We start from the raw sequence: 23,067 nt of genomic DNA on the forward strand, positions 1-23,067 counted from the left end.
GTAGTGGTCTAGGAGGTGCAAGTGCGACGCAATGACGACCGACGCCTGGCGCTGGTGGACGCGGCGGTGGAGGTGCTGGCGCGCGACGGCGCCCGCGGGCTGACGTTCCGGGCGGTCGACGCCGAGGCGGGCGTGCCGAAGGGGACCGCGTCGAACTACTTCCCCAGCCGCGACGCGCTGCTCGACCAGGTGGGCACGCACATCCACGTGCGGCTCGCACCGGACCCCGCGCAGGTCCAGGAGACGCTGGACGCGCCGCGGGACCGCGAGCTGGTCGTGCGGTTCATGCGCGACATCCTGCGGCGCGTGCACGCCGACCGGGCGGGCTATCTGGCGCTGCTGGAACTGCGCCTGGAGGCGACCCGACGGCCGGAGCTGCGGGCCGGGTTCACCGAGACGATGCGTGCCCAGCTGGAGGGCAGCATCGCGTTCCACCTCGACTCCGGCCTCCCCGGGGACCGGACGACGGTGGAGCTGCTCTATATCGCGATGACGGGCCTCATCGTCGAGTCGTTGACCCTTCCCGGCGTCCTGGGCGACGAGGAGGCCCTGGTCAGCGCGCTGGTCGAACGGGCCGCGACGATCGCGGCCCGTTGACCGGCCGGGTCAGTGCGATCCGGCCATCCGGCTGGCGGCCTGCGCCAATGGCAGAGCGGCGGCGCCCGCCACCACGGTCAGCGCACCGATGATCCAGGAGGACCACGCGATGCCGGTCAGGTGCGTGTAGCTCATGACCCAGGGCGAGATGAACAGCAGCACGCCGAGCACGATCTGGATCGCCTCACCGGCGACCATGCCCGGCATCGCGAGCGACACCAGGCCGTCGAGCGCGATCAGCGCACCGAGCACGACCATGGTCCACATCGCGGCGTTGTCGGTTGCCATCCACAGTGGAGACGCCATCGCGACGACACCGAGGACTACCTCGGCCCAGTCGTACGGACGGGTCCACGGCTTGACCGCTTGAGACTCGTTCACGAGACCACCTCCATCAAAGGGAGATCCCAGGAACATGGTCCGCTCACCAAGAGCCGCAGGTCAATAACGATCCAGTGCGTGCCATCCCTCACATCATCGGTACCTGCTGTCTACCGCTAAGTAACATCTCGCCACCTGGGTGTTCTAGCCCAGAGCCGATTCGCCGGGAGGTCCCGCAGTGCAGAAGATCCTCGACGCCATCCAGGCCGACGAACTCGACGCGATCGGCTCGTTGCCGGTCCCCGAGTCGTACCGGGGCGTTACCGTGCACGCCGACGAGGCCGGAATGTTCGAAGGTCTCGCGTCGCGTGACAAGGACCCTCGCAAGTCGCTGCACCTCGACGAGGTGCCGGTCCCCGAGCTCGGCCCGGGTGAGGCTCTCGTCGCGGTGATGGCCAGCGCCATCAACTACAACACCGTGTGGACCTCGATCTTCGAGCCGGTCTCCACCTTCAAGTTCCTCGAGCGCTACGGCAAGATGTCGCCGCTGTCGAAGAAGCACGACCTGCCGTACCACGTGGTCGGCTCCGACCTGTCCGGCGTCGTGCTGCGCACCGGCCCCGGCGTGCACGCCTGGAAGCCGGGCGACGAGGTCGTCGCGCACTGTCTCAACGTCGAGCTCGAGGGCCCCGACGGCCACAACGACACGATGATGGACTCCGAGCAGCGCATCTGGGGCTTCGAGACCAACTTCGGTGGTCTGGCCGAGGTCGCGCTGGTCAAGTCCAACCAGCTGATGCCCAAGCCCAAGCACCTGACGTGGGAAGAGGCCGCGTCCCCCGGCCTGGTGAACTCCACCGCCTACCGCCAGCTGGTCTCCAGCAACGGCGCGGGCATGAAGCAGGGCGACGTCGTGCTGATCTGGGGGGCCTCCGGCGGCCTCGGCTCTTACGCGACCCAGTTCGCCCTCAACGGCGGCGCGATCCCGGTGTGCGTCGTGTCGAGCCAGGAGAAGGCCGACATCGTCCGCAAGATGGGCGCGGAGCTGATCATCGACCGCAGCGCCGAGGACTACAAGTTCTGGAAGGACGAGAACACCCAGGACCCGAAGGAGTGGCAGCGGTTCGGCAAGAAGATCCGCGAGCTGACCGGCGGCGAGGACCCGGACATCGTCTTCGAGCACCCGGGCCGCGAGACTTTCGGCGCGTCGGTCTACGTCACCCGCAAGGGCGGCACGATCGTCACCTGCGCGTCGACCTCGGGCTACATGCACCAGTTCGACAACCGGTACCTGTGGATGAGCCTCAAGCGGATCGTGGGCTCGCACTTCGCGAACTACCGCGAGTCGTGGGAGGCCAACCGGCTCATCGCCAAGGGCCTCATCCACCCGACGCTGTCGAAGACTTACGCGCTGGCCGACACCGGCCAGGCCGCGCTCGACGTGCACCGCAACGCCCACCAGGGCAAGGTCGGCGTGCTGTGCCTGGCCCCTGAGGAGGGCCTGGGCGTGCGTGACCACGAGATGCGGGCCAAGCACCTCGACGCGATCAACCGTTTCCGCGGGGTCTGACGGATCACCCGGACGGGCCGTTCGATGTGGGTTTGCGCTACTTGTCGTGAGTGCCGTAACCCAGACAGGTAGCGTGACCCCATGGGATTGGGCGAGGAACGCGATCTCGTGCCGTTGGGTGCCGGATTCGACATCACCAAGCGGGGCTACAGCCGCGCGCAGGTCGAAGAGCACCTTGAGCGGCTCGACGCCGAACTGCAGCTACTGCACGCCGACCGCAACGCGGCCGTCTCACAGGCGACGGATCTCGCGAAGCAGCTCGAACGGAGCCGCTCGGAGATCGACGAACTCAAGGGGCAGGTCGAGCGGCTCTCATTGCCGCCGACCACCCTTGAGGGCCTGAGCGAGCGCCTGCAGCGAATGCTGCGGCTCGCGCAGGACGAGGCGAGCGAGGAACGGGCCAGGGCGGAAGCCGATGCCGAGCGCATCCGGCAGAAGGCCGAAGCCGACGCGCTGATCCTCAAGCAGCGCTACGAGAAGCTGATGGCCGACCTCGAGCAGCGCCGCAAGGCGATGGAGGCCGAACACGTCGGCGTCGTCGAGAAGGCCCGTACGGACGCCGAGCAGACCGTCGCCGCGGCGAAGGCGGAGGCGGCGAGGATCGATGCGGCGTCCCTGGAGCGGCGAACGAAGGTCGAAGAGGACTTCGAGATCGCCATGGCCTCGCGCCGCACCGAGTCGATGCGCGCGCTGGCCGAGCAGGAGGCGACCAGCAAGTCCGAAGCCGAACGCCGCGTGCGTGAGGCCACGGAGGAAGCGAACCGCAGGCGGCACGAGGCGATCACCGAGTCGACGTCGCGGCTCAAGGAGGCCACCACGGAGGCGCACCGCCGCGTCCGAGAGGCCACCGAGGAAGCCAACCGCCGAATCACCCACGCCACCCAGCGCGTGGCGGCCCTGCGCCAGCTGCGGGCCCGGGTGGCGGACCAGCTGCACTCCGCACGGGACCTCATCGCCGACGCCCACGTCCAACTGGCCGACGCGACGCCGATCCTCGACCCACTCCCGGAGGAGCGGGCCCCGAAGACGATCGACGGCACGCCCGCGGACGAGTCCCCGACCAAGATGATGAAGCCGGTCGGCCCGCCGCAGGAGCACTGGGAAGCCGTGGAGTCCGACACCGAGCGCACCCCGGCGGCGAGCAAGAAGCCGGAGCGCCCGACGGAGAAGCCGGAGCAGAAGTCCGCTCCCAAGGCCGAAGCAGTCCGCGCCGCCGAAGCCGAACCCAACGGCGAACGCACCCAGCGCCTGCCCAAGCCAACCCCGGACACCACTCCAGTGAACTCACGGGGCTGAGCAACATCCAGCTGTGACCGAGCCGCGCTCCCAAGGGGGCGCGGCTCGGTTGTTTAGAAGGTGTTTGAAGGTGGTTTGAAACCAACGACACGGCGCTCGCCGTGCCAGCTGACTTGGCGGCGGGCAGGGCGAGCGCGCTCCCGGTCCGGTGCGGATGGTGACGGGACTGCGCTGCCGTCACCCGCACCTGCACCGAGCTTTCGTCACCAGCGCCTGCACTTCCCCCTTGCCCCTCGTCCTGGCAATCTTTAACGCTGGTTCGGCAGGGTCAAGGGTCAGCTTGCTGATCGCGAAGCGACGGCGCTTGCGCCGCCCTTGACGCTGTCGAACCAGCGTTAAACACTCGAGCCAGAGGGGCATCCCACCCCAGCGGCAATGCCCGAAGGGCGAGCCTCACGCAGACCCGATGTCCTCGTTCCACAGCGCAGGATTGGCTTCGATGAAGTCCGTCATCATGCCCACGCAGGTCGGGTCATCGAGGATGGTGATCTCCACCCCATTCTCGGCCAGCCAGTCGTGTCCGCCAGTGAATGTGCGGGACTCCCCGATGACGACCGTCGAGATCCCGAACTGCCGCACCAACCCACTGCAGTACCAACACGGCGACAACGTCGTCACCATCGTCGTCCCCACATAAGACCGCCGCCGCCCAGCGGCCCGAAACGCCGATGTCTCCCCATGGACCGACGGATCACCGTCCTGCACCCGCCGATTGCGCCCCCGACCCCAGAGTTCGCCGGACGGCCCGAACAGCGCGGCACCGATCGGGATGCCGCCCTCGGCCAGTCCGATTTGTGCCTCGGCGATGGCTACGGCGAGCATCTCTGTCGTTTTCATCGCGTCGATTCTCGTTCTGGCGCGTCCGATGGGCGAATCGGTCGTTGACCTGGTTAAGTCTACCGGCAAGTAGGACTCGGGAGGGACATCCGCAATGGTCGCCTATCAGACCGTAGTCGTCGGCACCGATGGCTCGGATTCGTCGTACCGCGCCGTCGATCGCGCCGCCGCGATCGCCGGTGACACGGGCGCGACGCTCGTGATCGCCTGTGCTTTCCAGCCCGCCAGCGCCCGGACCGTGGAACGGGCTCAGGACTCGCTGGGCTCCGACGTCGCGTACCAGGTGGTCGGGTCCAACCCCGCTGAGGAGTCGGTGCGCACCGCCGCCGAGCGGGCCAACCGCGCGGGTGCGACCAAGGTCAAGACCGTGGTCGTCGACGGTGACCCGGTGCCCGCGCTGACCAAGGTCGTGCACGAGCACAACGCCGACCTGCTGGTGATCGGCAACCGGGGCCTCAACACCCTCGCGGGCCGCATCCTGGGCTCGGTGCCGTCGGAGGCCGCGCGCAAGTCGACTGTCGACGTGCTCATCGTCCACACGACGTGACCGAGGAGTTCGGGGCGGCGCAGCGGCAGGTCGAGGAGATCCTCCTCGGCGGCGAGCGCCGCTACACCCGTCAGCAGGTCCGCGAGAAGGCGGGCGTGCCGCTGGACCGCTCCGTCATGCTGTGGCGGGCGCTCGGCTTCGCGACGGTCGGCGACGACGACATGGTGTTCACCGACAGCGACGTCGAGGCCCTGCGGATGACGCAGGAGCTCATGCTGGCGGGCATCATCGAGCCGGAGACGACCACAGCGACCGCGCGGATGCTCGGCCAGCATCTTTCCCGGCTGGCCGAGTGGCAGGTCCACCTGATGACCGACATCCTCGCGGCGAACCCCGAGCTGGTCTCCGACGAGCGCCAGCTCGGCCGGTTCATCGAACGCCTGGTGCCCGACCTCGAACGCCTCCAGAACTACACCTGGCGCAGGCACCTGGCGGCCTACGCGGGCCGGGCGCTGGCCAGCCCTGGCGAGCAGCTGCAGGTGCAGAGCGAGGTCGTCGGGTTCGCCGACATGGTCGGCTTCACCACGCTGACCCGCCGGGCCAACGAGGCCGAGCTGGTCACCATGGTCGACCGGTTCGACGCGATGACCGCGGAGATCGTCGCGGACAACCACGGCCGGATCGTGAAGATGCTCGGCGACGAGGTCCTCTATGTCGCCGACTCCCCCCAGCAGGGCGCCGAGATCGCGCTGCGGCTGCTGGAGGCGGCGGAGGCCGACCCTGATCTGCCCGTCCTGCGCGCGGGCATGGCCTACGGCCGGGTCCTCAACCGCTTCGGCGACGTCTACGGCTCCGTGGTCAACATCGCCGCCCGGCTCACCGGCGTGGCCCGCCCGGGCACGGTGATGATCGACCGCGCCCTGGCCGACGCGCTGGCCGGGATCGACGCGTACACGGTGCGCAGCAGGCGGCCGGTGTCGGTGCGCGGCTTCAGCAGGCTCAAGTGCGCGGTGCTGCGCCGCTCCGAGGAGTCGAAGGTGCCCAGCATCAATCTGGTCCCCGACGAGCGCCCGCGCCGCAAACGCCGCTAGGGGCCTGGCAAGAGGACGGCAACGGGACGGCAACCGGAGCGGGAGAAGGTCTTCACACCTTCTCCCGACTCCAAGGACACCGTCATGAAGAGCAAGATCCTCCGCGCCGCCACCGCCATCGCGGTCAGCCTGGGCACCATCACCGGCGTCACCGTCGCCACCGCGCCCGCCGCCAGCGCGTGCGTGATCATCGACGGCCAGTGCATGCCGAACTACCAGACCAGCAAGACCCTCTGGGCGGAGCGGCAAGGTCAGCACACCAGCTACTTCTGCGGCCCGGCGGCGACCCGCATCGCCATCACCGCGCGCGGCCTCTACCCCAGCCAGGAAGGCTTGGCGGGCTTGATGGGCACCCACAGCGGTGGCACGGACAGCTCGTGGAACATCCGCGCGGCGCTGAACAAGACGCTCAACACCACCTACTACGACGCCAAGTTCGGCCGCGACCACTCGACGTCCGGCTGGGCCAACCTGCTCCGCTCGGACATCCTGTTCGACATCAACCGCGGGTGGGCCCTGGTCGTCAACGTCTCGGGTGGGGCGAGCACGACCAGCGGGTGGCGGAGCTACCCGGGCGGGCACTACATCGCCGTCCTGGGCTATGACCAGTCCGGCGACCGGGCTCGCGTGGTCGACACCGGCTACAACGGCGGCCTGTACGACCCCCAGGGCTACTACTACGGCGAGTACTGGATCAACACCACCGAGCTGGCGCGGTGGAGCTACTACCGCGGGTACGCGGCCTGAGAACGGGAAAGGGACCGCCGACTGGTTCAGTCGGCGGTCCCTTCGCGTGTCTAGCGCTTGGCCAGCCAGGGGGTGACGGCGCCGAGGAAGGCCGCCGGGGACTCGATCGGCGGCAGGTGGCCGGTGTCGGGCAGCAGCCGCAACTCGCCCCCGGTCAGCTCGGCGAGTTCCTGCGCCACCGGCACCGGCATCAGCTTGTCGAGCGATCCGTGCACGACGAGGGTGTCGACGCCCCCGGACCGCAGCGTGTCCCGGGAGTCCATTCGGGACGCCATGGCGCGCTGCGCCCACGCCACGGCGGCGGGGCTCTGCGCCTCCATCAGCTCGCGGACGGTGCCCGCGTAGGCCTGGTCGGCCAGCAGCATCGGCAGCATCGTGTCGGCGAGCCAGGGCGCGGTCCCCTCGGCTTCGGCGCGGTCGGCCACCTTGAGCCGGTTGGCGGCCGCCTCCTCGGTGTCGGCGGTGGCTTTCGTGTCGATGAGCAGCAGCCCGGAGACCCGCTGCGGCGCGGCCCGCAGCGCGGCCATGGCGCAGTAGCCGCCCATGGAGCAGCCGCCGACCACCGCGCGGTCGAGTCCCAGTTCGTCGAGCAGGGCCACGACGTCCTGGCCGAGGGTCTCCACCGAGGGCTCGGCGTCGCCCGCCGGGGTGCGGCCGAAGCCGCGCAGGTCGGGGGTGATCAGCCGGACGACGGCGGAGAGCTCCTCGCGGACCGGGTCCCACATGCGCGAGTCCAGCGGGAACGCGTGGAGCAGGACGACGGGGGTGCCGGAGCCGGTATCGGTGAGGTGCACGTCGCCATTGTGGACCTCAGAAGCGGCCTTCGCGGACCCGCCGCACCGCGTCGTCACCCGAGAGTTCGGCGCGCGCGTCCGGGTTCTCCAGGTAGAACCGCAGGCTGTGCAGGACGACGAGTTGGTCTATGTCCATGGTCCGCATAGGCACCGCGCACGCGACGTCGCGGCCGAACTTGGCGGCCACCTTGCGCATCCGGGTGTCGGCCGCGGCCGCGTCGGTGGTGATGAGGCCAAGGTAGTTCTGGGTCGGCGCGGTCTTCGACCGCCCGATGCGCAGGCTCAGCGGCCGGATCTCGGTGATGTCGTGCCATGGCAGCCGGACCACCGGATGCACCCACGTCAGCGCGACGTGGTCGGGGGTGAGCAGGATCCCGACCATCCGCTGTTTGCGCTTGAGCGCGAAGAAGCCCGCGAGCAGCAGGAGCACCCCGAGGATTCCGAGCACGACCGCGCCGAGCGTGGGGCCCACCCCGCCGCGGATGATCAGCAGCGCGGAGAGGCCGCCGAGGCCGAGTCCGACGATGATCAAGACGACGCCCGCCGCGACCCGCGCCTGCCGGGCGGGGATCAGCAGACCGGGGACGCCGTCGAAGGTCGCCGCGGTCGCGGCTCCGGTCGGTGTGCCGGATGGCTGTGGGGATCCGTCCGCGGCCCGCCAGGGCCGGGGGCAAGGGAGCGAGCGGTCGTCCATGTGTCAATGCAAGCGCATGCGGGGGGCTTACGCCTAGCCAACTCACCAGCCCGGCGGTGAAGTCGATCACCCGGACGGGTCAGCGCCGCCGCGATGTCGGGCCGCGGCGGCCGCGTGCGGCCCAGCACGCCTGGTGCCAGTGCCTGCGGTCCTCGACCGAGCCGTAGTCGTCGGCGGGCCAGGTGACCACGTGGGCCATGCCGACGGGGATCTCGTGGTCGCATCCGGGGCAGCGGTACATCTTCGTCGCGTGCGCCCCGGGGACGTTGCGGACCTGCCAGTCGCCGTCGTGGGCGGTTTCGCGCCGCTGGGCGGCCAGGCCGCCGCTCAGCGGACGGGGATCGTCGCCGATGGCGTACTTGGGTCGGTTACGGCGGGGCACGGTGAGCACCGTATCCGCGGGCACCGGTGAGGCAGAATGGGCGGGTGCCCACTTATGAGTTCCGCTGCCGCGAGTGCGGCTCGACCTTCGACGTGCGACGCCCGATGGCCGAGTCGTCCGATCCCGCCGCCTGCCCCGAGGGCCACGCCGACACGGTGAAGCTGCTCAAGATGGCAGGCCTGTCCGGATCCAACACCTCCGCCGCAACAGCTCCCCAAGCTGGCGGAGGCTGCTGCGGCGGCGGTTGTTGCGGCTAAATCAGAACTCTGACATGGCGCCGGATCGCCGGCGCCATGTCAGTTCGATCTTAATAATCCCGGAAGCCCTTGCCGGTCTTGCGGCCCAGGCGGCCTGCGGTGACCAGGTGTTCCAGCAGCGGGGCCGGGGCGTATCCGGCCTCGCGGAACTCGTTGTACAGCGTGCGTTCGATGGCCAGCGACACGTCGAGGCCGACGACGTCGAGGAGTTCGAACGGGCCCATCGGCAGGCCGCAGCCGACCTTCATCGCGCTGTCGATGTCGTCGGCGCCCGCGTAGTGCGCTTCCAGCATCTTGATCGCGTCGTTGAGGTACGGGAAGAGCAGCGCGTTGACGATGAAGCCGGCGCGGTCGCCGCAGTGGACCGGCTTCTTGCCGACCTTCTCGCAGATCGCGTGGGCGGTGGCGACGACGTCCTCGGCGGTGGAGATGGTCTCGACGATCTCGACCAGCTTCATGATCGGCGCGGGGTTGAAGAAGTGCAGGCCGACCACGTCGGCCGGGCGTGAGGTCGCCGCGGCGCACTCGATGACCGGCAGCGAGGACGTGGTGGTGGCCAGGATCGCACCCGGCTTGAGCACCTCGTCGAGCGCGCCGAAGACCGCCTGCTTGATGGCGAGTTCCTCGGCGACGGCCTCGACCACGAGGTCGCAGTCGGCCAGTTCCTCGAACTCCACGGCCGGGCTGACGCGGCCGAGGATCGCGTCGCGCTCCTCCTCGGCGAGGCGGCCCTTGGCGACCTGGCGGTCGAGCGACTTGCGCACCTTGGCGATCGCCGCGGTCGCCTTGTCGGCGCTGCGGGCGCGGAGCACGACGTCGAAACCCTTGCGGGCGAAGACTTCGACGATCCCGGTGGCCATCGTGCCGGTGCCGACCACACCGACCCGCTGGACGTCGCGGGTGGACACCCCGGCGTCCCCGGCGGCGGCCGGGGTCTGGGCGTCGGCGACGACGTTGGGCGAGTCCGGGGCGTCGTAGGTGTAGAAACCCTTGCCGGTCTTGCGGCCGAGCTGGCCCGCGGTGATCATCTGCTTGAGGATCGGGGCGGGGGCGTGCAGCCGGTTGCGCGACTGCGCGTACATCGTCTCGAGGATCTCGTAGGCGGTGTCGAGTCCGATGAGGTCGAGCAGCGCCAGCGGGCCCATCGGGTAGCCGCAGCCGTAGCGCATGGCGGCGTCGAGGTCCTCGCGGGTGGCGTACTTCGTCTCGAACATCGACACAGCGTGGTTGAGGTAGCCGAAGAGCAGCGCGTTGGCGATGAAGCCCGCGCGGTCGCCCATGACGACCGGTTCCTTGCCCAGGCGCTCGGCGAAGGCGACGACGTCGGTGACCACGTCCGGCTCGGTCACGACGGTCTTGACGACCTCGGTGAGCTTGAGGACCGGCGCCGGGTTGAAGAAGTGCAGGCCGACGACCTTGCCCGGGCGGCCGGTGTGCACGCTGATCTCGGTGATCGACAGCGACGAGGTGTTGGAGGCGAGGATGGCGTCCGGTCCGACGATGGTGTCGAGTTCGGCGAACACGCGCGCCTTGAGTTCGAGCGACTCGGGGATCGCCTCGATGACCAGGTCGGCGCCGGCGAGGTCCTTCAGCGAGGTGCTGTAGGTGACCCGGCTCAGCAGTTCGTCGCGGCCGGCCTCGTCGAGCTTGCCCTTAGCGAGCGCGCGGCTCGTCGAGTGCTCGATGTGGCCGCGCCCGCGCTCGATGCCCGCGTCGTCGACCTCCACCGCGACCACCTGGACACCGGTCCTGGCCAGTACTTCGGCGATGCCCGCACCCATGGTCCCGAGCCCGACAACACCAACGGTGGAGAACTCACGCGCCACAGCTACCTCCGCAGTCACCGAAAAGCACATCAGATGCTACCTGTCAGTAACATCGTGTGCTGATGATGCCACGCGACCAGGGGATCGCCAGGTGAACTGCGCCACTCTCACCCGGGTGAGCGGTCCTCGAAACCGCGTTCGGCCAGGTCAGCGATCCTCCTCATGGCTTCGTCGGCTTCCGGTCCGGTTGCCGCGACACGCACCCGGTCACCACCGGCCGCGCCGAGACCCATCAGGCTGAGCACACTTCTGGCGTCCGCCGCCCGGCCGCCGAAAGTGACCGTGACCTCGGCATCCACCCCCGCCAGGGCCTGAGCGAGCAGGCCGGCGGGCCGGGCGTGCAGGCCGACGTCGTTGGTGAGCAGGATTTCCACACCTTCAGTGGAGTCGGACTCGTCGGGAATCAAATCCGCCATCGCGCCCGCGGCGGCGGACAGCACCGCGTCGAGGTCCGCGCCGCCCTGCGCGGCGGCGGCCGCGGCGACCGCGCCCTCCACCAGCGGCGCGTCGACGACCGCGGCGGACTCCGGGTCGCCGAGCATCTCGACGGCCAGGTCGGCGACCATCTTGGCGCTGCCGAGGTCGTAGAGCACGACCACGCCCGCGCCGCTCTGCGCGCCTTCGAGCGCCAGGGAGACCGCTTCGAAGTCGGTGCCCAGTTCGCCGTCGAGGCCGCCCGCGGTGGCGATCGTGACGTCGGGCGCCATCTGTCCCGCCACCTCCGCGACCCCGTCCGCGAGCCGCTGGCTGTGCGAGACGATCACCAGCCCGACCCGGGTCATGCCGAGTCCGCGAAGGAGCGCAGCAGCAGGGCCGAGGACCGCGCGCCCGGGTCGAGGTGGCCCGCGCTGCGTTCGCCCAGGTACGACGCCCGCCCCTTGCGCGCAACCAGGGGCACCGTCGACTCCGCTCCCGCCTCGGCGGCGTCCGCGGCGGCGCGCAGCACCTCGGCGACCGTCGCCCCCTGCGCCTTGGCGGCGGGCGTGAGCGCGTCGACCATCGTCTTGTCCCCGACTTCGGCTTTGCCGCGGGCGACGACACCGTCGACCGCGGCCTGGAGCGCGGTCGAGATCAGCTCGGGCGTGAGTTCGGCGGCGTCGCCCACGGCGGTGGCCGCGCGCAGGAACGCCGTGCCGTAGAGCGGGCCGGCGGCTCCCCCAACCTTGGAGATCAGGGTGGTGGCGACCAGCTTGAGCACCGCGGCCGGAGTGTCCGGAGTGGACTCGTCGAGCCGGGCGAGCACGAAACCGAAGCCGCGCTTGAGGTTCTCGCCGTGGTCGCCGTCGCCGATGGCCTGGTCGAGCTTGACGAGTTCGTCGCGGTGTTCGGTGATCACGGCGGCGGCCTCGCGGATGGCGGCGGCCACGGTGCCCGCGTCGCAGCCCATCAGACTCCCCACCGCAGGGCGGCGGTGTGGACCGGCGCGTCCCACAGGGCGGTGAGTTCGTCGTCGAGGCGCAGCAGGGTGAGGCTCATGCCTTGCATCTCCAGGCTCGTGATGAACGGTCCCACCAGTCTGCGTTCGACGGTGATCCCCCGCTCGGCGAGCAGCCGCTCGGCGATGCCGTGGGCCAGGTACAGCTCCAGCAGCGGCGTGCCGCCCATCGAGTTGGTGAACAGCAGGACCCGGCTCTTCTCGGCGAACGGGAGGTCGTCGAGGATCGGGTCGAGCAGCGCGGCCACGAGGGTGTCGGCGTCGGCCATCGGCTCGCGGCTGCGGCCCGGCTCGCCGTGGATGCCGATGCCGACCTCCAGCTCGTCCTCGGCCAGGGTGAAACTCGGCTCGCCCACGTGCGGCACCGTCGGGGCGGTCAGCGCGATGCCCATCGAGCGGACGTTGCCGACGACCGCGCGGGCCAGCCGCTCGCAGGTGTCGAGGTCGGCGCCGGACTCGGCCGCGGCGCCCACGATCTTCTCCAGCAGGACCGTCCCGCCGACACCGCGCCGCCCGGCCGTCCAGGTGGAGTCGCGCACGGCGACGTCGTCGTCGATCACCACGGTGCGCACGTCGATCCCGTCGGCGGCGACCAGCTCGGCGGCGGTCTCGAAGTTCAGCACGTCGCCGGTGTAGTTCTTGACCAGCAGCAGGACACCCGCGCCGCCGTCGACCTGGGTCACCGCGGCCTGCACCTGGTCGGGCGTCGGTGACGTGAACACGGCGCCGGGACAGGCCGCGTCGAGCATGCCGAGGCCGACGAAGCCGCCGTGCAGGGGTTCGTGGCCGGAACCGCCACCGGAGACGATCGCGACCTTGCCCCGCACCGGGGCGTCGGCCCGGGCGACGACCGCCGGGTCCTCGGTGATCCGCAGCAGGCCGGGATGGGCGAGCGCCATCCCGCGCAGCGCGTCGGCCACGATGGTCGTCGGATCGTTGATGATCTTCTTCATCGCGCGCCTCTCGCCGGAACGGGTCCGTCTCCCGTTCCTACACCGCTCAGGGCCGGCGCGAAAGGCGTGCCGGTCAGCCGGTGGGCAGCTTGGGGATCAACGCCTTCGCCGCGGCCTCGAGCTTGGTGCACGGGTCGCCTGCCTTGTCGTCGTACCGGCTGAACGACAGGGAGACGACCTCGGCCTGCTCCTTGTCAGCCGGGAACGGCGCGTGGGCCCAGTCGAGCCTGCACCGGTCCTCGGACTCCCGCTTCTGCGCTTTCACCCCGCCCAGGTCGACGGGCTTGGACTCCGCGGCGTCGGCCAGGTCGTCGGGGTTCGGTCCGACCTTGAAGCTCACGGAGAACGACGCGCCGCCCGCGCTCCAGTCGCACGCGTGCAGCGTCGTGGGCCGGGCGTTGGTCTCGCCGACGGTCTCGGTGACCGTGGACTCGTCCAGGATCGCGCACGGGTCGATCCCGGCCACCGTGCCCTTGGCCAGCGTCAGCTTGGGCGCGCCCGCCTGCAGGTTCTTGATGACGCCTTCCATCACCTTGCGCCCCGGCTCGCAGAGCGGACCCGCCGGGCCGCTGATCTGCAGCGTGATCGCCCGCTTGGGCGAGGCCTCGGTGATGACGCCGATGAAGCACGCGGTCTTGTCGTCGAGTTCGTTCTCGTTCGCGGGCAAGCCGCCGATCTTGAACGCCCCCTCGGCCGACTTCCCGCTCGCCGACTCGCCGAGGACGAGGTTGAAGTTCAGCTCCTTGCCCGCCTTGTCCTTCATGTAGTGCGCGCAGTGGCCGAAGTCGCGCAGGCGGTTGTTCGCGGGGGTGCCGACCGACGCCATCGTCTGGTCGTCGAACAGCACGCAGGCGTCGACGACCCGCAGGTTCTCGGCGGTGAACGCCGCCTCACCCCCTACGGGCGTGCCGTCGACGGGGGCGCCGCCGCCCCCGAGTTCGGCCGCCGCGGCCACTGTGGACCGGGGGAAGCTCTTCTTGGCCAGGTCGGGGCCGCCACACCCGGCGAGCACGCCCACCAGACATCCGACCACACCGATTGACCACCGCGCTGAACGCCTCACGGCGTGAACCGTAGCCAGTCGGCCGCGGCCGTGTGGCACCAACCGGCTTATTCGGGCACGGCGAGCGGCCGCAGCCGGGCCCAGAGGGCGAACAGCGCGGCCGCGGCGAGCATGCCGACGCCCATCCACAGGTTGACGTTGATGCCGCCCGCCTTGTCCAGGTCCTGCTGGGACGTCGAGAACAGGCCCATCACGGTCAGCACGACGCCGTAGACGGCGAACAGCAGCGCCAGAACGCCCCGCAGGTCGAACAGGCCCGCCTTCTTCACCTCGGTCATGGCTTCCTCCTCACCAGAAGATGATGTTGAGCGCGAGTGCCAGCACCAGCACGCCCGCGGCCAGCACGCCCGGCCTGCGGTACCAGCCGGAGTCCGCGCCGGTGGCGTCGTGGCGGAGCCGGTCGCGCGGGGTCAGCGACCAGACCAGGCCGACCAACTCGCTGTCGGGCTTGGGCCGGGTCACCATCGAGACGGCCACGCTGACCACGATGTCCACCACGAACGCGACGCTGGCCGCCACGAAGCTCGCGCCCTGGCCCGCCAGGTGCAGCACGTCGGCGCGGTTGAGCACGTCGACGGTGACCGCCGAGGCGGTGCCCGCGATCAGCCCGAGCCCGCCCGCCAGCGGGGTCATCCGCTTCCAGAACATGCCGAGGATGAACGTGGCGAACAGCGGCGCGTTGAAGAAGCCGAACAAGGTCTGCAGGTAGTCCATGATGTTGTTGAAGCCCGCGGCGATGAACGCGGTGCCGATCGCGGCGAGGCAGCCGACGACGGTGATCGTGCGGCCGACCCGCAGGTAGTACCCGTCCGGCTTGTCCTTGACGACGTAGCTCTGCCAGATGTCGTAGGTGAACACGGTGTTGAACGAGCTGACGTTGGCGGCCATGCCCGCCATGAACGCCGCGAGCAGCCCGGTGATCGCGATGCCGAGCATGCCGTTGGGGAGCAGGTCGCGGATGAGAAGCAGGATCGCGTTGTTGTAGGTGACGCCGCCTTCCGCCGTGCCGCCGGAGGCCTTGTAGGCGGCCAACTCCGGGGACAGGACCGCGGCGATCATGCCCGGGATGATGATGATCAGGGCGATGAACGTCTTCGGATACGCCCCGATCAACGGCGTGCGCCGCGCCGCCGACATGCTGCGCGCGGACATGGCCCGCTGCACCTCGGCGAAGTTGGTCGTCCAGTAGCCGAACGAGAGCACGAAACCGAGTCCGAACACGATGCCCAGCACGGAAAGCGTGGCGCTGCCGATGCCGGTGAGGTTGGTGCCCGGCCACGACGAGAGCTGCTCCCCCGCCGCGACCGGATCGGCGCCGCGGATCTTGTCGACCAGCCCGTCCCACCCGCCGACCCGGTGCAGGCCGACGAAGGTGAGCGGCAGCAGCATCGCGACGATCACGAAGAACTGCATGACCTCGTTGTAGACGGCCGCGGAAAGCCCGCCGAGCGAGGTGTAGGCGAGCACGATCACCGCGGCGACCACCACGGAGAGCCAGAGCGGCCACCCGAGCAACAGATTGACCACCGTGGCCAGCGCGAACAGGTTCACCCCGGCGATGAGCACCTGGGCGGTGGCGAAGCTCAGAGCGTTGACGAGGTGGGCGAACGTCCCGAACCGGCGGAGCAGGAACTCGGGGACGCTGCGGACCTTGGAGCCGTAGTAGAAGGGCATCATGACCAGGCCGAGGAAGACCATGGCCGGGATGGCGCCGATCCAGTAGTAGTGCACCGTCGGCAGGCCGTACTGGGCGCCGTTGGCGGTCATGCCGAAGATCTCGACGGCGCCGAGGTTGGCGGAGATGAACGCCAGCCCGGTGACCCAGGCGGGGAGGGACCGGCCGGACAGGAAGAAGTCCAGACTGCTCGACACCGACCGTTTGGCCATGGCACCGATACCGAGCACCATCGCGAAGTAGACGGCGAGCAGGACGTAGTCGATCACGTGGGCGTCCAGCCGGAGATCCGCGTCCGCGAGGTAGTGCATCCGTCACCGCCAGTCACCGGGAGTGGAACCGGATCATGATGACCCGCTTCCCGGTACCCCGCATCACGGAATAGGGGTATCGGCGTACGCATGTGTTGATCTATTCGGGTCAATCCTGGTCGAGACCCGGCACCGGCCGAACGGGTTTGGGCAGGCTCGACAGTGACCACGAAGAGCACCGGAAGGACCCACCGTGTCACTGCCCACCGAGCCCATCGGGAGCATCCCCCGTCCCGCCTTCCTGATCGAGGCCATCGGGGACCACGCGACCGGCCGCATCGACGACGCGGCGCTCGCGGTGTCGACCGAGAAGGCACTGGTCGACACCCTGCGGCGGTTCGAGGAGACCGGGTCACCGGTCATCACCGACGGCGAACAGGGCAAACCCAGCTTCGTCACCTACCCGATCGCCGGTCTCGACGCGCTGGCCCCCGACGGCGCGGTGATCCCGTTCGCCGACGGCCACACCCGGCAGCTGCCGCGCCTGACGGGACCGTTCAGCTACCAGATCCACGCGGACAGCTACTTGACCAACGCCCGCGCGCACACCGACCGGCCGATCAAGCAGGCAGTGATCGCGGCGTCGGCCATCAGCCTGCTCTACCCGGCCGACGGAGTGCCCGGCTACGACCGCGACCAGTTCATCGCCGACTTGATCGACGGTGCGGAAGCCGACATCCGGCGCAGCCTCGACGCGGGCGCGCACAGCGTGCAGATCGACTTCACCGAGGGCAGGCTCTCCCTCAAGCTCGACCCCAGCGGTGCGCTGCTGCGCGCGTTCGTGGACCTGAACAACCAGGTCCTCGACCGCTTCACCGACGAGGAGCGCAAGCGCATCGGCGTGCACACCTGCCCCGGCGGCGACCAGGACTCGGTCCACAGCCTCGATGTGGACTACGCAGAGTTGCTTCCGGCGCTGTTCGACCTGCGGGCCGGGAACTTCTACGTCCAGCTGGCGAGCGAGTCCGACCCGCACCGGGTGTTGGGCTCGATCAGGGACCACTCGAAGGCCGAGCAGAGGGTGTTCGTGGGTGTGACCGACCCGATCGACCCGCGGGTGGAGACCCCGGAGGAGGTGCGGGACCGCGTGCTGACCGCCGCCCAGTACATCCCCACCGACCGCCTGGGCACCTGCGACGACTGCGGTTTCTCACCGTTCGCCGACGACGTGTCGACCTCGCGGGACACCGCGTTCGCCAAGATCGCCGCACGGGTCGAGGGCACGCGGCTGGCGGCCGAGCTGCTTTAGCCGTTCGGGCGGGCGTTGTCCGGTTCGGGCAGCGCCCGCCCGCGAACGTGGTCAGCGGTCATCCGTGGCGTCGGCGCGGGATCAGTTCGAAAGCGACTGGGCGTCACGAACGATGTCGGCCATATTGCGGCCGGTCAGAACGGCATCGATGAAGGCCTTCGGCGGCCGGTAGCGGTGAGCGCTGACGTAGTGCGCCACCAGGGCCGGAGCCGCGTAGATGGTGCCGTCCGGTGCCTGGACGTGGATTTCCGCGGATCCGAGCGAGGGGTTGTCGAGGCCGCAGATCGGGCACGACTGGGATCCGCGGGTCTGGTTCACCCGGTCGGTCGCGTACTCGTCGAGCCGGGCGACGAAGTCGGCGGGAACGTCACCCTGGTCGAACCGCTCGAAATTCAGCCAGCCGACATTCAGCACGCGGTCAGTGGGCTGGTGCCGATAGTGGACGTAATGCGGTTCGCCCACGAGACTCACGACGGTCTCGTCGAAATACTCGTACTTGGTCAGATCTCGGAACCGGGTCATCAGAACAGGCGGAACTCGTCCGATTCGATTCCGCGCAGGGTGTCGTAATCGAGCACCACGCACCGGATTCCGCGGTCCTCGGCCAGCACCCGCGCCTGCGGCTTGATGATCTGGGCGGCGTAGATCCCCTGCACGGGGGCGAGCAGCGGGTCGCGGTTCAGCAGTTCCAGGTATCGGGTCAGCTGTTCCACGCCATCGATGTCGCCGCGCCGCTTGATCTCCACGGCCACCGAGCCGCCGGTGTTGTCGCGGCACAGGATGTCGACCGGGCCGATCGCCGTCGGGTATTCGCGGCGGACCAACGTCCAGCCGTCGCCGAGGGTGGTGATGTGTTCGGCGAGGAGTTCCTGGAGGTGGGCCTCGACACCGTCTTTCACCAAGCCGGGTTCGGCGCCCAGTTCGTGCTTGGAGTCATGCATGATCTCTTCGATCGTGATGACGATCTTCTCGCCCGCCTTGTTCTGCACCGTCCACGTGTCGGGCTCCTCGGTGAGCCAGCACGGCGGCGTCATCCAGTTCAGCGGCTTGTACGCGCGGTCGTCGGAATGGACCGACACCGACCCGTCGGCCTTCACCAGCAGCAGCCGGTTGGCCATGGGGAGGTGGGCGGTCAACCGACCGACGTAGTCGACTTGGCAGCGAGCGATCACGAGGCGCACGGCGAGCAGGTTAGTCCCGTCGGCCGGGTGCGGCAGGATCACCCCGTGGACACCCTCGGCACCGAACAGGTCTATGCGAACGCCTGGATGACCGTCCGTGAGGACCGGGTCCGCCGCCACGACGGCAGCGCGGGCATCTACGGCGTGATCGACAAACCCGACTACGCCCTGGTCATCCCCCTCGACGGCGACCGGCTGATGCTTGTCGAGCAGTTCCGCTACCCCCTCGGCGAGCGGCGGTGGGAGTTCCCCCAGGGCACCGCCCCGAACCGCGAGCACGTCGACACCGCGACCCTCGCCGCCCGCGAGCTGCGCGAGGAGACGGGGCTGCGCGCGGGAACGATGACCAAGATCGGCTCGCTCGACTGCGCGGCGGGCATGTCGAGCCAGCGGGGACACGTGTTCCTCGCGACCGACCTGACCGAGGGCGAGCCGGAGCGCGAACCGGAGGAACAGGACATGCGCACCGGCTGGTTCGCCCGCGCGGAGTTCGAACGGCTGGTCCGGGCAGGCGAGATCACCGACGCCCAGTCCATCGCGGCGTACGGGTTGCTGTTGTTGCGAAGGTAGGGCCCACCCCACCTTCCAGACGCCAGTTGGCCTGACTGCGGGCGGCGGGCCGGGCGGCCAGGCTGGTGAACATGATGAGCACCAAGCAGAGGCGGGTCGCGGCGGGGATGACCGTCGGGCTGCTGAGCACCTTCGCCCTAGTGCCCCAGGCCGCGGCGTCGACGATCGACGGCCTGTGGGAGACCGATGGCTACGGGACCGTCATCAAGATCGCGAACGGCGAGGCGACGCCATACGAGACCACACGGATCAGTTGCGTGGCAGGCAAACCGGTGTCACGGTCGACTGACCCCACGGGTGTCGCACGCTTCGGCTCGTTCACCTTCCGCGCGCGGGGCAACACCGCGATTCAGCACATTGATGGCTCGGTGGACGACCGGCGGTTGCGCCGACTGGAAGCCCTTCCCCCGGACTGCGCCGCGCCCGGCGGCGCTGGTCCACTGAGGACATTCGACGTCTTCTGGACCACCTACGCCGAGAACTACCCGTTCTTCGCGCTCAAAGGCATCGACTGGACCGCGGTCCGCGACCGCTATCGCCACTGGTGCGCGAGGACATGACCGACGACGAACTCTTCGCCCTGCTGGGCGCGATGATCACCCCACTGGGCGACGCGCACACCGCGATCAAGGCTGGAGACCGCCTGCACTTCGGCACCCGCCCGGGCACGACCTACCCGACCCCGGACTTGGAGGCCAAGCTCAAGCCCTACATCGTGCGCCGCGACCTGGCCGGAAAACCCCTCCAGGAGTTCGGCGACGGCCGCATCGGCTACGCGGACCTGCCCGGCGGGATCGGCTACCTCCGCCTGATCGCCTTCATCGGCTACACCGACGGCGACTACGCCGCCAACCACGCCGAGCTGACCCGAGCCCTGGACACGATCTTCACCCCCTCACGCACCAAGGCATGGCGGGGCCTGATCATCGACCTGCGAATCAACGGCGGCGGCGCGGACCAGTTCGGCCTGGACCTCGCGGGCAGGCTCACCCGACACCCGTACTTCGCCTACGCCAAGCAAAACCGCAACCACCCCACCGACCCCACGCGGTTCACCACCCCCCAGCGATCCCAGGTCCGCCCCGGGGCGAACCCATACACCGGCCCCGTGGTTCTCCTGACGGGCGGCTCGACAATCAGCGCGGGCGAGACGTTCACCCAGGCCACCCTCGGCCGCACACCGCAGCCCATGCGGATCGGCGAAAGCACCCAGGGCGTCTTCTCCGACACCATGGAACGCACCTTGCCGAACGGCTGGAATTTCATCCTCCCGAACGAACGGTTCCTCACCCGATCAGGACAAACCTTCGACGGCACGGGAATCCCGGCACACATCACCACCCCGGTATTCACCGAAGAGGAATTCACCAACAACCGCGACTCAGCATTCGACCGGGCCGTAGCACTTCTTCGCTGAGCGCCACCCTCGATCGCCGGCCCCCTCGACCGAGACACGAGGAGCAATCCCAAGCCCCAAGCCCCGAGTGGCGGTGCACGAGCCGCGAGTGCACGAGCCGCAGTACGCGAGTCGCGAGTGCACGGGTGCAGGGGTGCAGGGGTGGCGAGTCACGAGTACACGGGTGCAGGGGTCCCAACCACCCCCACACGCAACGGGCCAATCCCACCTGCCTGTTTGGGTGGTTCGCCTTGATTTGGGGTGAAATGGGCCTAAACTTTCGCGGCGCGGGGCAGTTTCTTCACCCTGCCCGCTTTACCCGCGCAGGCCCATTTCCGGGGTCCCCAAATCAAGGCGAACCACCCAAGCAGGCACCCCAGCGAAAGCCGGCCGACAACCCCAAACACGAGCCAGCTAAACCAGCCCAGCTTCCTGAGCAAGCACAGCCGCCTGCACCCGCGACCGCAAATCCAACTTCGTCAACATCCGCGAAACGTGCGTCTTCACCGTCGCCTCAGCGATCCCCAACTTCCGCGCGATCTCCTGGTTCGACAGCCCTTCCCCCACTCCCACCAACACATCCGTCTCCCGCTCGGTCAACTCGTCCAACCCCGCGGGCCGCGCCACCGTCTTCGGCTGCGCATCCGCGAACGCGCTGATCAACCGACGGGTCACACCCGGCTCCAAGACCCCGTCCCCAGCCGCCACCAGCCGGACCGACTCGATCAGCCGGGCCGCGTCCACGGACTTGAGCAGGAATCCCGCCGCTCCCGCGCGAAGAGCCCCGTAGACGTACTCGTCCATGTCGAACGTGGTCAGCACCAGCACCGCGCACACGCCATCGGCCACAAGTCTGCGGGTGGCCTCGATGCCGTCGACCTCGGGCATCCGCACGTCCATCAGAACCACGTCCGGCCGCAGCGCGGTCGCCTTTCGGACCGCGGCGGCGCCGTCGGCGGCTTCGGCGATCACCTCGATGCCCTCGGCGTTGTCCAGGATCAGGCACAGCCCGGCCCGGATCGCCGCGTGGTCGTCGGCCACCAGCACCTTGATCGTCATTCGTCCTCCACCGGCAGTTCCGCGCGCACCCGCCAGCCGCGCGCGCACGGGCCCGCGACCAGCACCCCGCCCACGGCCTGGGCGCGTTCGGACATTGTGATCAGGCCTGTTCCCGACGGGTTGAGCACCGCACCGGCGCCGTCGTCGATGACTTCGACGACCAGTGTCCCCTCGCCGTGGCGGACGTTCACCTCGGCCCGGGAGCCCGGTGCGTGCTTGACCGCGTTGGTGAGCGCCTCCTGCACGATCCGGAACGCCGACAGGTCGACCGCGGCGGGCAGTTGCGGCGGGTGCTCGGCGTCGACCCGCACGTCGAGGCCGGACGCGCGCGCGGAGCGGATCAGCCGGTCGAGTTCGCGCAGGCGCGCGGGGGCGGTGCGTTCGGAGACATCGTCGTCGGCGCGCAGCAGGCCGATCATGGCGCGCATCTCGGCGAGGGCGTCGACGCTGTTCTCGCGGACCGACCGGAGCACGGTCCGGGTCCGCGGGTGTCCGTCGGGGAGGGTCAGCAGGGCCTCGGACTGGATGGCGATGGCCGAGAGGTGGCCCGCGATCACGTCATGCAGGTCGCGGGCCATCGAGGCGCGTTCGGCGTGGACGGCGGCGTCGCGGTCGAGGGCGGCGATGCGGGCGAGGTCGTCGGCGCGGGCGCGTTCGGCCTCGGCGGACTCGCGCTGCTGGCGCATGTTCATCCCCCACCACACCGGCACCAGTGGCAGCGCGCACGCCTTGAGCAGGAGATCCGTGGTCGACCGCATGTCCCAGCCGTGCACGATCGCGATCACGATGATGCTGACGATCAGCGCGCCGACCGCACCGGCGATCACCCGACTCGCCCGCCGCGACCCGTACAGGACAGCCGCATACAGGTGTTCGCCCGCGACCATCACCACCGGCAGGGTGAGCCCCATGAGCAGGTCGAGGGCCACCAGCGGCCACCCCGCCACCATCGCCAGGACCGGCATGCGCAGTCGGAGCAACAGCAACGCGCACATGCCCGCGAGGACCAGGACATGCGCCCACACCGACACGGGGATGGCCGCCGGGGCCTCCAGCGGCGCCAGGTCCTTGAGGAGGACCAGCGCGCCAAGACTGAAGGCGAAGGCGGCGTGCCACACGGGTTTCTGCCACGGTCGGACCGGTCGTTCCCTCACCGGTCAATCACAACACACCTGCTCACCCGGCGTCCCCAACCAAAGTCCTAGATCCGAGTGCAACTAAAGGATGACCCGGAACTCAACTATTGACCGATGCCGCAGCTTGGCCCACCCGGCAC

27 protein-coding genes are annotated in these 23,067 nt (G+C 69.4%); 11 read left to right on the top strand and 16 right to left on the bottom strand.

The genetic code is table 11. The features are described 5' to 3' along the window. The first annotated feature begins 21 nt into the window (after positions 1-21). Complete coding sequence (locus C8E96_RS01385; RefSeq protein ID WP_091370593.1) at positions 22-597, top strand: TetR/AcrR family transcriptional regulator; 576 nt, start codon at positions 22-24, stop codon at positions 595-597. A gap of 9 nt (positions 598-606) precedes the next feature. On the opposite strand, the gene C8E96_RS01390 is transcribed toward C8E96_RS01385, so the two are convergent. Continuing rightward, the gene (locus C8E96_RS01390) at positions 607-978 is read right to left on the bottom strand and encodes an SPW repeat protein (protein WP_456049307.1); all 372 of its coding nucleotides are present in this window, start codon (positions 976-978) and stop codon (positions 607-609) included. A 178-nt stretch (positions 979-1,156) separates the two neighbouring features. Here C8E96_RS01390 and ccrA point away from each other — a divergent pair, with 178 nt between their 5' ends. After that, positions 1,157-2,488, top strand: a complete 1,332-nt coding sequence (gene ccrA / locus C8E96_RS01395) for a crotonyl-CoA carboxylase/reductase (protein ID WP_091370589.1) — start codon at positions 1,157-1,159, stop codon at positions 2,486-2,488. Between the two features lie 81 nt (positions 2,489-2,569). After that, the gene (locus tag C8E96_RS01400) at positions 2,570-3,784 is read left to right on the top strand and encodes a coiled-coil domain-containing protein (RefSeq protein ID WP_228769678.1); all 1,215 of its coding nucleotides are present in this window, start codon (positions 2,570-2,572) and stop codon (positions 3,782-3,784) included. A gap of 393 nt (positions 3,785-4,177) precedes the next feature. On the opposite strand, the gene C8E96_RS01405 is transcribed toward C8E96_RS01400, so the two are convergent. Further along, positions 4,178-4,621: a nucleoside deaminase gene (locus C8E96_RS01405; protein WP_091370587.1), complete on the bottom strand. Its 444-nt coding sequence runs from the start codon at positions 4,619-4,621 to the stop codon at positions 4,178-4,180. Positions 4,622-4,715: 94 nt separating this feature from the next. On the opposite strand from C8E96_RS01405, the gene C8E96_RS01410 reads away from it, so the two are divergent. The 3 genes from C8E96_RS01410 (at position 4,716) to C8E96_RS01420 (ending at position 6,946) form a co-directional block, all read left to right on the top strand. Beyond that, the gene (locus tag C8E96_RS01410; RefSeq protein WP_091370585.1) at positions 4,716-5,168 is read left to right on the top strand and encodes a universal stress protein; all 453 of its coding nucleotides are present in this window, start codon (positions 4,716-4,718) and stop codon (positions 5,166-5,168) included. Then, a complete protein-coding gene (locus tag C8E96_RS01415) occupies positions 5,165-6,199 on the top strand; it encodes an adenylate/guanylate cyclase domain-containing protein (protein ID WP_166657839.1) in 1,035 nt (344 codons plus the stop codon). The genes C8E96_RS01410 and C8E96_RS01415 overlap by 4 nt, the downstream gene beginning before the upstream one ends. A gap of 84 nt (positions 6,200-6,283) precedes the next feature. Next, positions 6,284-6,946, top strand: coding sequence for a C39 family peptidase (locus tag C8E96_RS01420; RefSeq protein ID WP_091370582.1), 663 nt, complete (start codon positions 6,284-6,286; stop codon positions 6,944-6,946). 50 nt (positions 6,947-6,996) lie between these two features. Here C8E96_RS01420 and C8E96_RS01425 read toward each other — a convergent pair whose 3' ends face one another. The 3 genes from C8E96_RS01425 to C8E96_RS01435 all read right to left on the bottom strand — a co-directional run bounded on the left by C8E96_RS01425 (position 6,997) and on the right by C8E96_RS01435 (position 8,816). Beyond that, positions 6,997-7,740 carry an alpha/beta fold hydrolase gene (locus C8E96_RS01425; protein ID WP_091371353.1) on the bottom strand — a complete coding sequence of 248 codons (744 nt, stop codon included), beginning with the start codon at positions 7,738-7,740 and terminating at the stop codon, positions 6,997-6,999. 16 nt (positions 7,741-7,756) lie between these two features. Further along, positions 7,757-8,434: a hypothetical protein gene (locus tag C8E96_RS01430; RefSeq protein ID WP_091370580.1), complete on the bottom strand. Its 678-nt coding sequence runs from the start codon at positions 8,432-8,434 to the stop codon at positions 7,757-7,759. Between the two features lie 79 nt (positions 8,435-8,513). Then, positions 8,514-8,816: a hypothetical protein gene (locus C8E96_RS01435; protein ID WP_194957343.1), complete on the bottom strand. Its 303-nt coding sequence runs from the start codon at positions 8,814-8,816 to the stop codon at positions 8,514-8,516. A 44-nt stretch (positions 8,817-8,860) separates the two neighbouring features. On the opposite strand from C8E96_RS01435, the gene C8E96_RS01440 reads away from it, so the two are divergent. After that, on the top strand, positions 8,861-9,073 hold the full coding sequence (locus tag C8E96_RS01440; RefSeq protein WP_091370578.1) for an FmdB family zinc ribbon protein: 213 nt from the start codon (positions 8,861-8,863) through the stop codon (positions 9,071-9,073). A gap of 50 nt (positions 9,074-9,123) precedes the next feature. Here C8E96_RS01440 and C8E96_RS01445 read toward each other — a convergent pair whose 3' ends face one another. The 7 genes from C8E96_RS01445 to C8E96_RS01475 all read right to left on the bottom strand — a co-directional run bounded on the left by C8E96_RS01445 (position 9,124) and on the right by C8E96_RS01475 (position 16,336). Then, positions 9,124-10,899 carry a 3-hydroxyacyl-CoA dehydrogenase family protein gene (locus tag C8E96_RS01445; protein ID WP_091370576.1) on the bottom strand — a complete coding sequence of 592 codons (1,776 nt, stop codon included), beginning with the start codon at positions 10,897-10,899 and terminating at the stop codon, positions 9,124-9,126. Between the two features lie 107 nt (positions 10,900-11,006). Beyond that, a complete protein-coding gene (gene dhaM / locus C8E96_RS01450; RefSeq protein WP_091370573.1) occupies positions 11,007-11,681 on the bottom strand; it encodes a dihydroxyacetone kinase phosphoryl donor subunit DhaM in 675 nt (224 codons plus the stop codon). Continuing rightward, positions 11,678-12,286 (bottom strand): dihydroxyacetone kinase subunit DhaL, encoded by a 609-nt coding sequence (dhaL, locus tag C8E96_RS01455; RefSeq protein WP_091370571.1) that lies wholly within the window; start codon positions 12,284-12,286, stop codon positions 11,678-11,680. The genes dhaM and dhaL overlap by 4 nt, the downstream gene beginning before the upstream one ends. Next, positions 12,286-13,287 (bottom strand): dihydroxyacetone kinase subunit DhaK, encoded by a 1,002-nt coding sequence (dhaK, locus tag C8E96_RS01460; RefSeq protein ID WP_091370570.1) that lies wholly within the window; start codon positions 13,285-13,287, stop codon positions 12,286-12,288. The genes dhaL and dhaK overlap by 1 nt, the downstream gene beginning before the upstream one ends. Positions 13,288-13,360: 73 nt before the next feature. After that, positions 13,361-14,350, bottom strand: coding sequence for a hypothetical protein (locus tag C8E96_RS01465; RefSeq protein ID WP_133794103.1), 990 nt, complete (start codon positions 14,348-14,350; stop codon positions 13,361-13,363). Positions 14,351-14,397: 47 nt separating this feature from the next. Beyond that, on the bottom strand, positions 14,398-14,628 hold the full coding sequence (locus C8E96_RS01470) for a hypothetical protein (RefSeq protein WP_091370567.1): 231 nt from the start codon (positions 14,626-14,628) through the stop codon (positions 14,398-14,400). Positions 14,629-14,638: 10 nt separating this feature from the next. Then, positions 14,639-16,336 carry a sodium:solute symporter family protein gene (locus C8E96_RS01475; protein ID WP_091370565.1) on the bottom strand — a complete coding sequence of 566 codons (1,698 nt, stop codon included), beginning with the start codon at positions 16,334-16,336 and terminating at the stop codon, positions 14,639-14,641. Between the two features lie 193 nt (positions 16,337-16,529). On the opposite strand from C8E96_RS01475, the gene C8E96_RS01480 reads away from it, so the two are divergent. Then, positions 16,530-17,585 carry a cobalamin-independent methionine synthase II family protein gene (locus C8E96_RS01480; RefSeq protein WP_091370562.1) on the top strand — a complete coding sequence of 352 codons (1,056 nt, stop codon included), beginning with the start codon at positions 16,530-16,532 and terminating at the stop codon, positions 17,583-17,585. An 81-nt stretch (positions 17,586-17,666) separates the two neighbouring features. Here the strand turns inward: C8E96_RS01480 and C8E96_RS01485 are convergent, their stop codons facing one another. Continuing rightward, a complete protein-coding gene (locus C8E96_RS01485; RefSeq protein WP_091370561.1) occupies positions 17,667-18,107 on the bottom strand; it encodes a DUF7919 family protein in 441 nt (146 codons plus the stop codon). Beyond that, the gene (gene nucS, locus C8E96_RS01490; protein WP_091371349.1) at positions 18,107-18,766 is read right to left on the bottom strand and encodes an endonuclease NucS; all 660 of its coding nucleotides are present in this window, start codon (positions 18,764-18,766) and stop codon (positions 18,107-18,109) included. The genes C8E96_RS01485 and nucS overlap by 1 nt, the downstream gene beginning before the upstream one ends. 87 nt (positions 18,767-18,853) lie before the next feature. Here nucS and C8E96_RS01495 point away from each other — a divergent pair, with 87 nt between their 5' ends. The 3 genes from C8E96_RS01495 to C8E96_RS01505 all read left to right on the top strand — a co-directional run bounded on the left by C8E96_RS01495 (position 18,854) and on the right by C8E96_RS01505 (position 20,753). Then, positions 18,854-19,336, top strand: coding sequence for an NUDIX domain-containing protein (locus tag C8E96_RS01495; protein ID WP_091371347.1), 483 nt, complete (start codon positions 18,854-18,856; stop codon positions 19,334-19,336). 74 nt (positions 19,337-19,410) lie between these two features. Continuing rightward, on the top strand, positions 19,411-19,896 hold the full coding sequence (locus C8E96_RS01500; RefSeq protein ID WP_091370559.1) for a hypothetical protein: 486 nt from the start codon (positions 19,411-19,413) through the stop codon (positions 19,894-19,896). Next, entirely contained in the window at positions 19,893-20,753 is an 861-nt protein-coding gene (locus C8E96_RS01505; protein WP_133794105.1) for a S41 family peptidase, read from the top strand. The genes C8E96_RS01500 and C8E96_RS01505 overlap by 4 nt, the downstream gene beginning before the upstream one ends. 393 nt (positions 20,754-21,146) lie before the next feature. Here C8E96_RS01505 and C8E96_RS01510 read toward each other — a convergent pair whose 3' ends face one another. Continuing rightward, positions 21,147-21,791 (bottom strand): response regulator, encoded by a 645-nt coding sequence (locus tag C8E96_RS01510; protein ID WP_091370556.1) that lies wholly within the window; start codon positions 21,789-21,791, stop codon positions 21,147-21,149. Continuing rightward, complete coding sequence (locus tag C8E96_RS01515) at positions 21,788-22,945, bottom strand: sensor histidine kinase (RefSeq protein ID WP_133794107.1); 1,158 nt, start codon at positions 22,943-22,945, stop codon at positions 21,788-21,790. The genes C8E96_RS01510 and C8E96_RS01515 overlap by 4 nt, the downstream gene beginning before the upstream one ends. Between the last annotated feature and the right edge of the window lie 122 nt (positions 22,946-23,067).

It is taken from the genome of Actinokineospora alba, assembly GCF_004362515.1.
Classification (GTDB): domain Bacteria; phylum Actinomycetota; class Actinomycetes; order Mycobacteriales; family Pseudonocardiaceae; genus Actinokineospora; species Actinokineospora alba.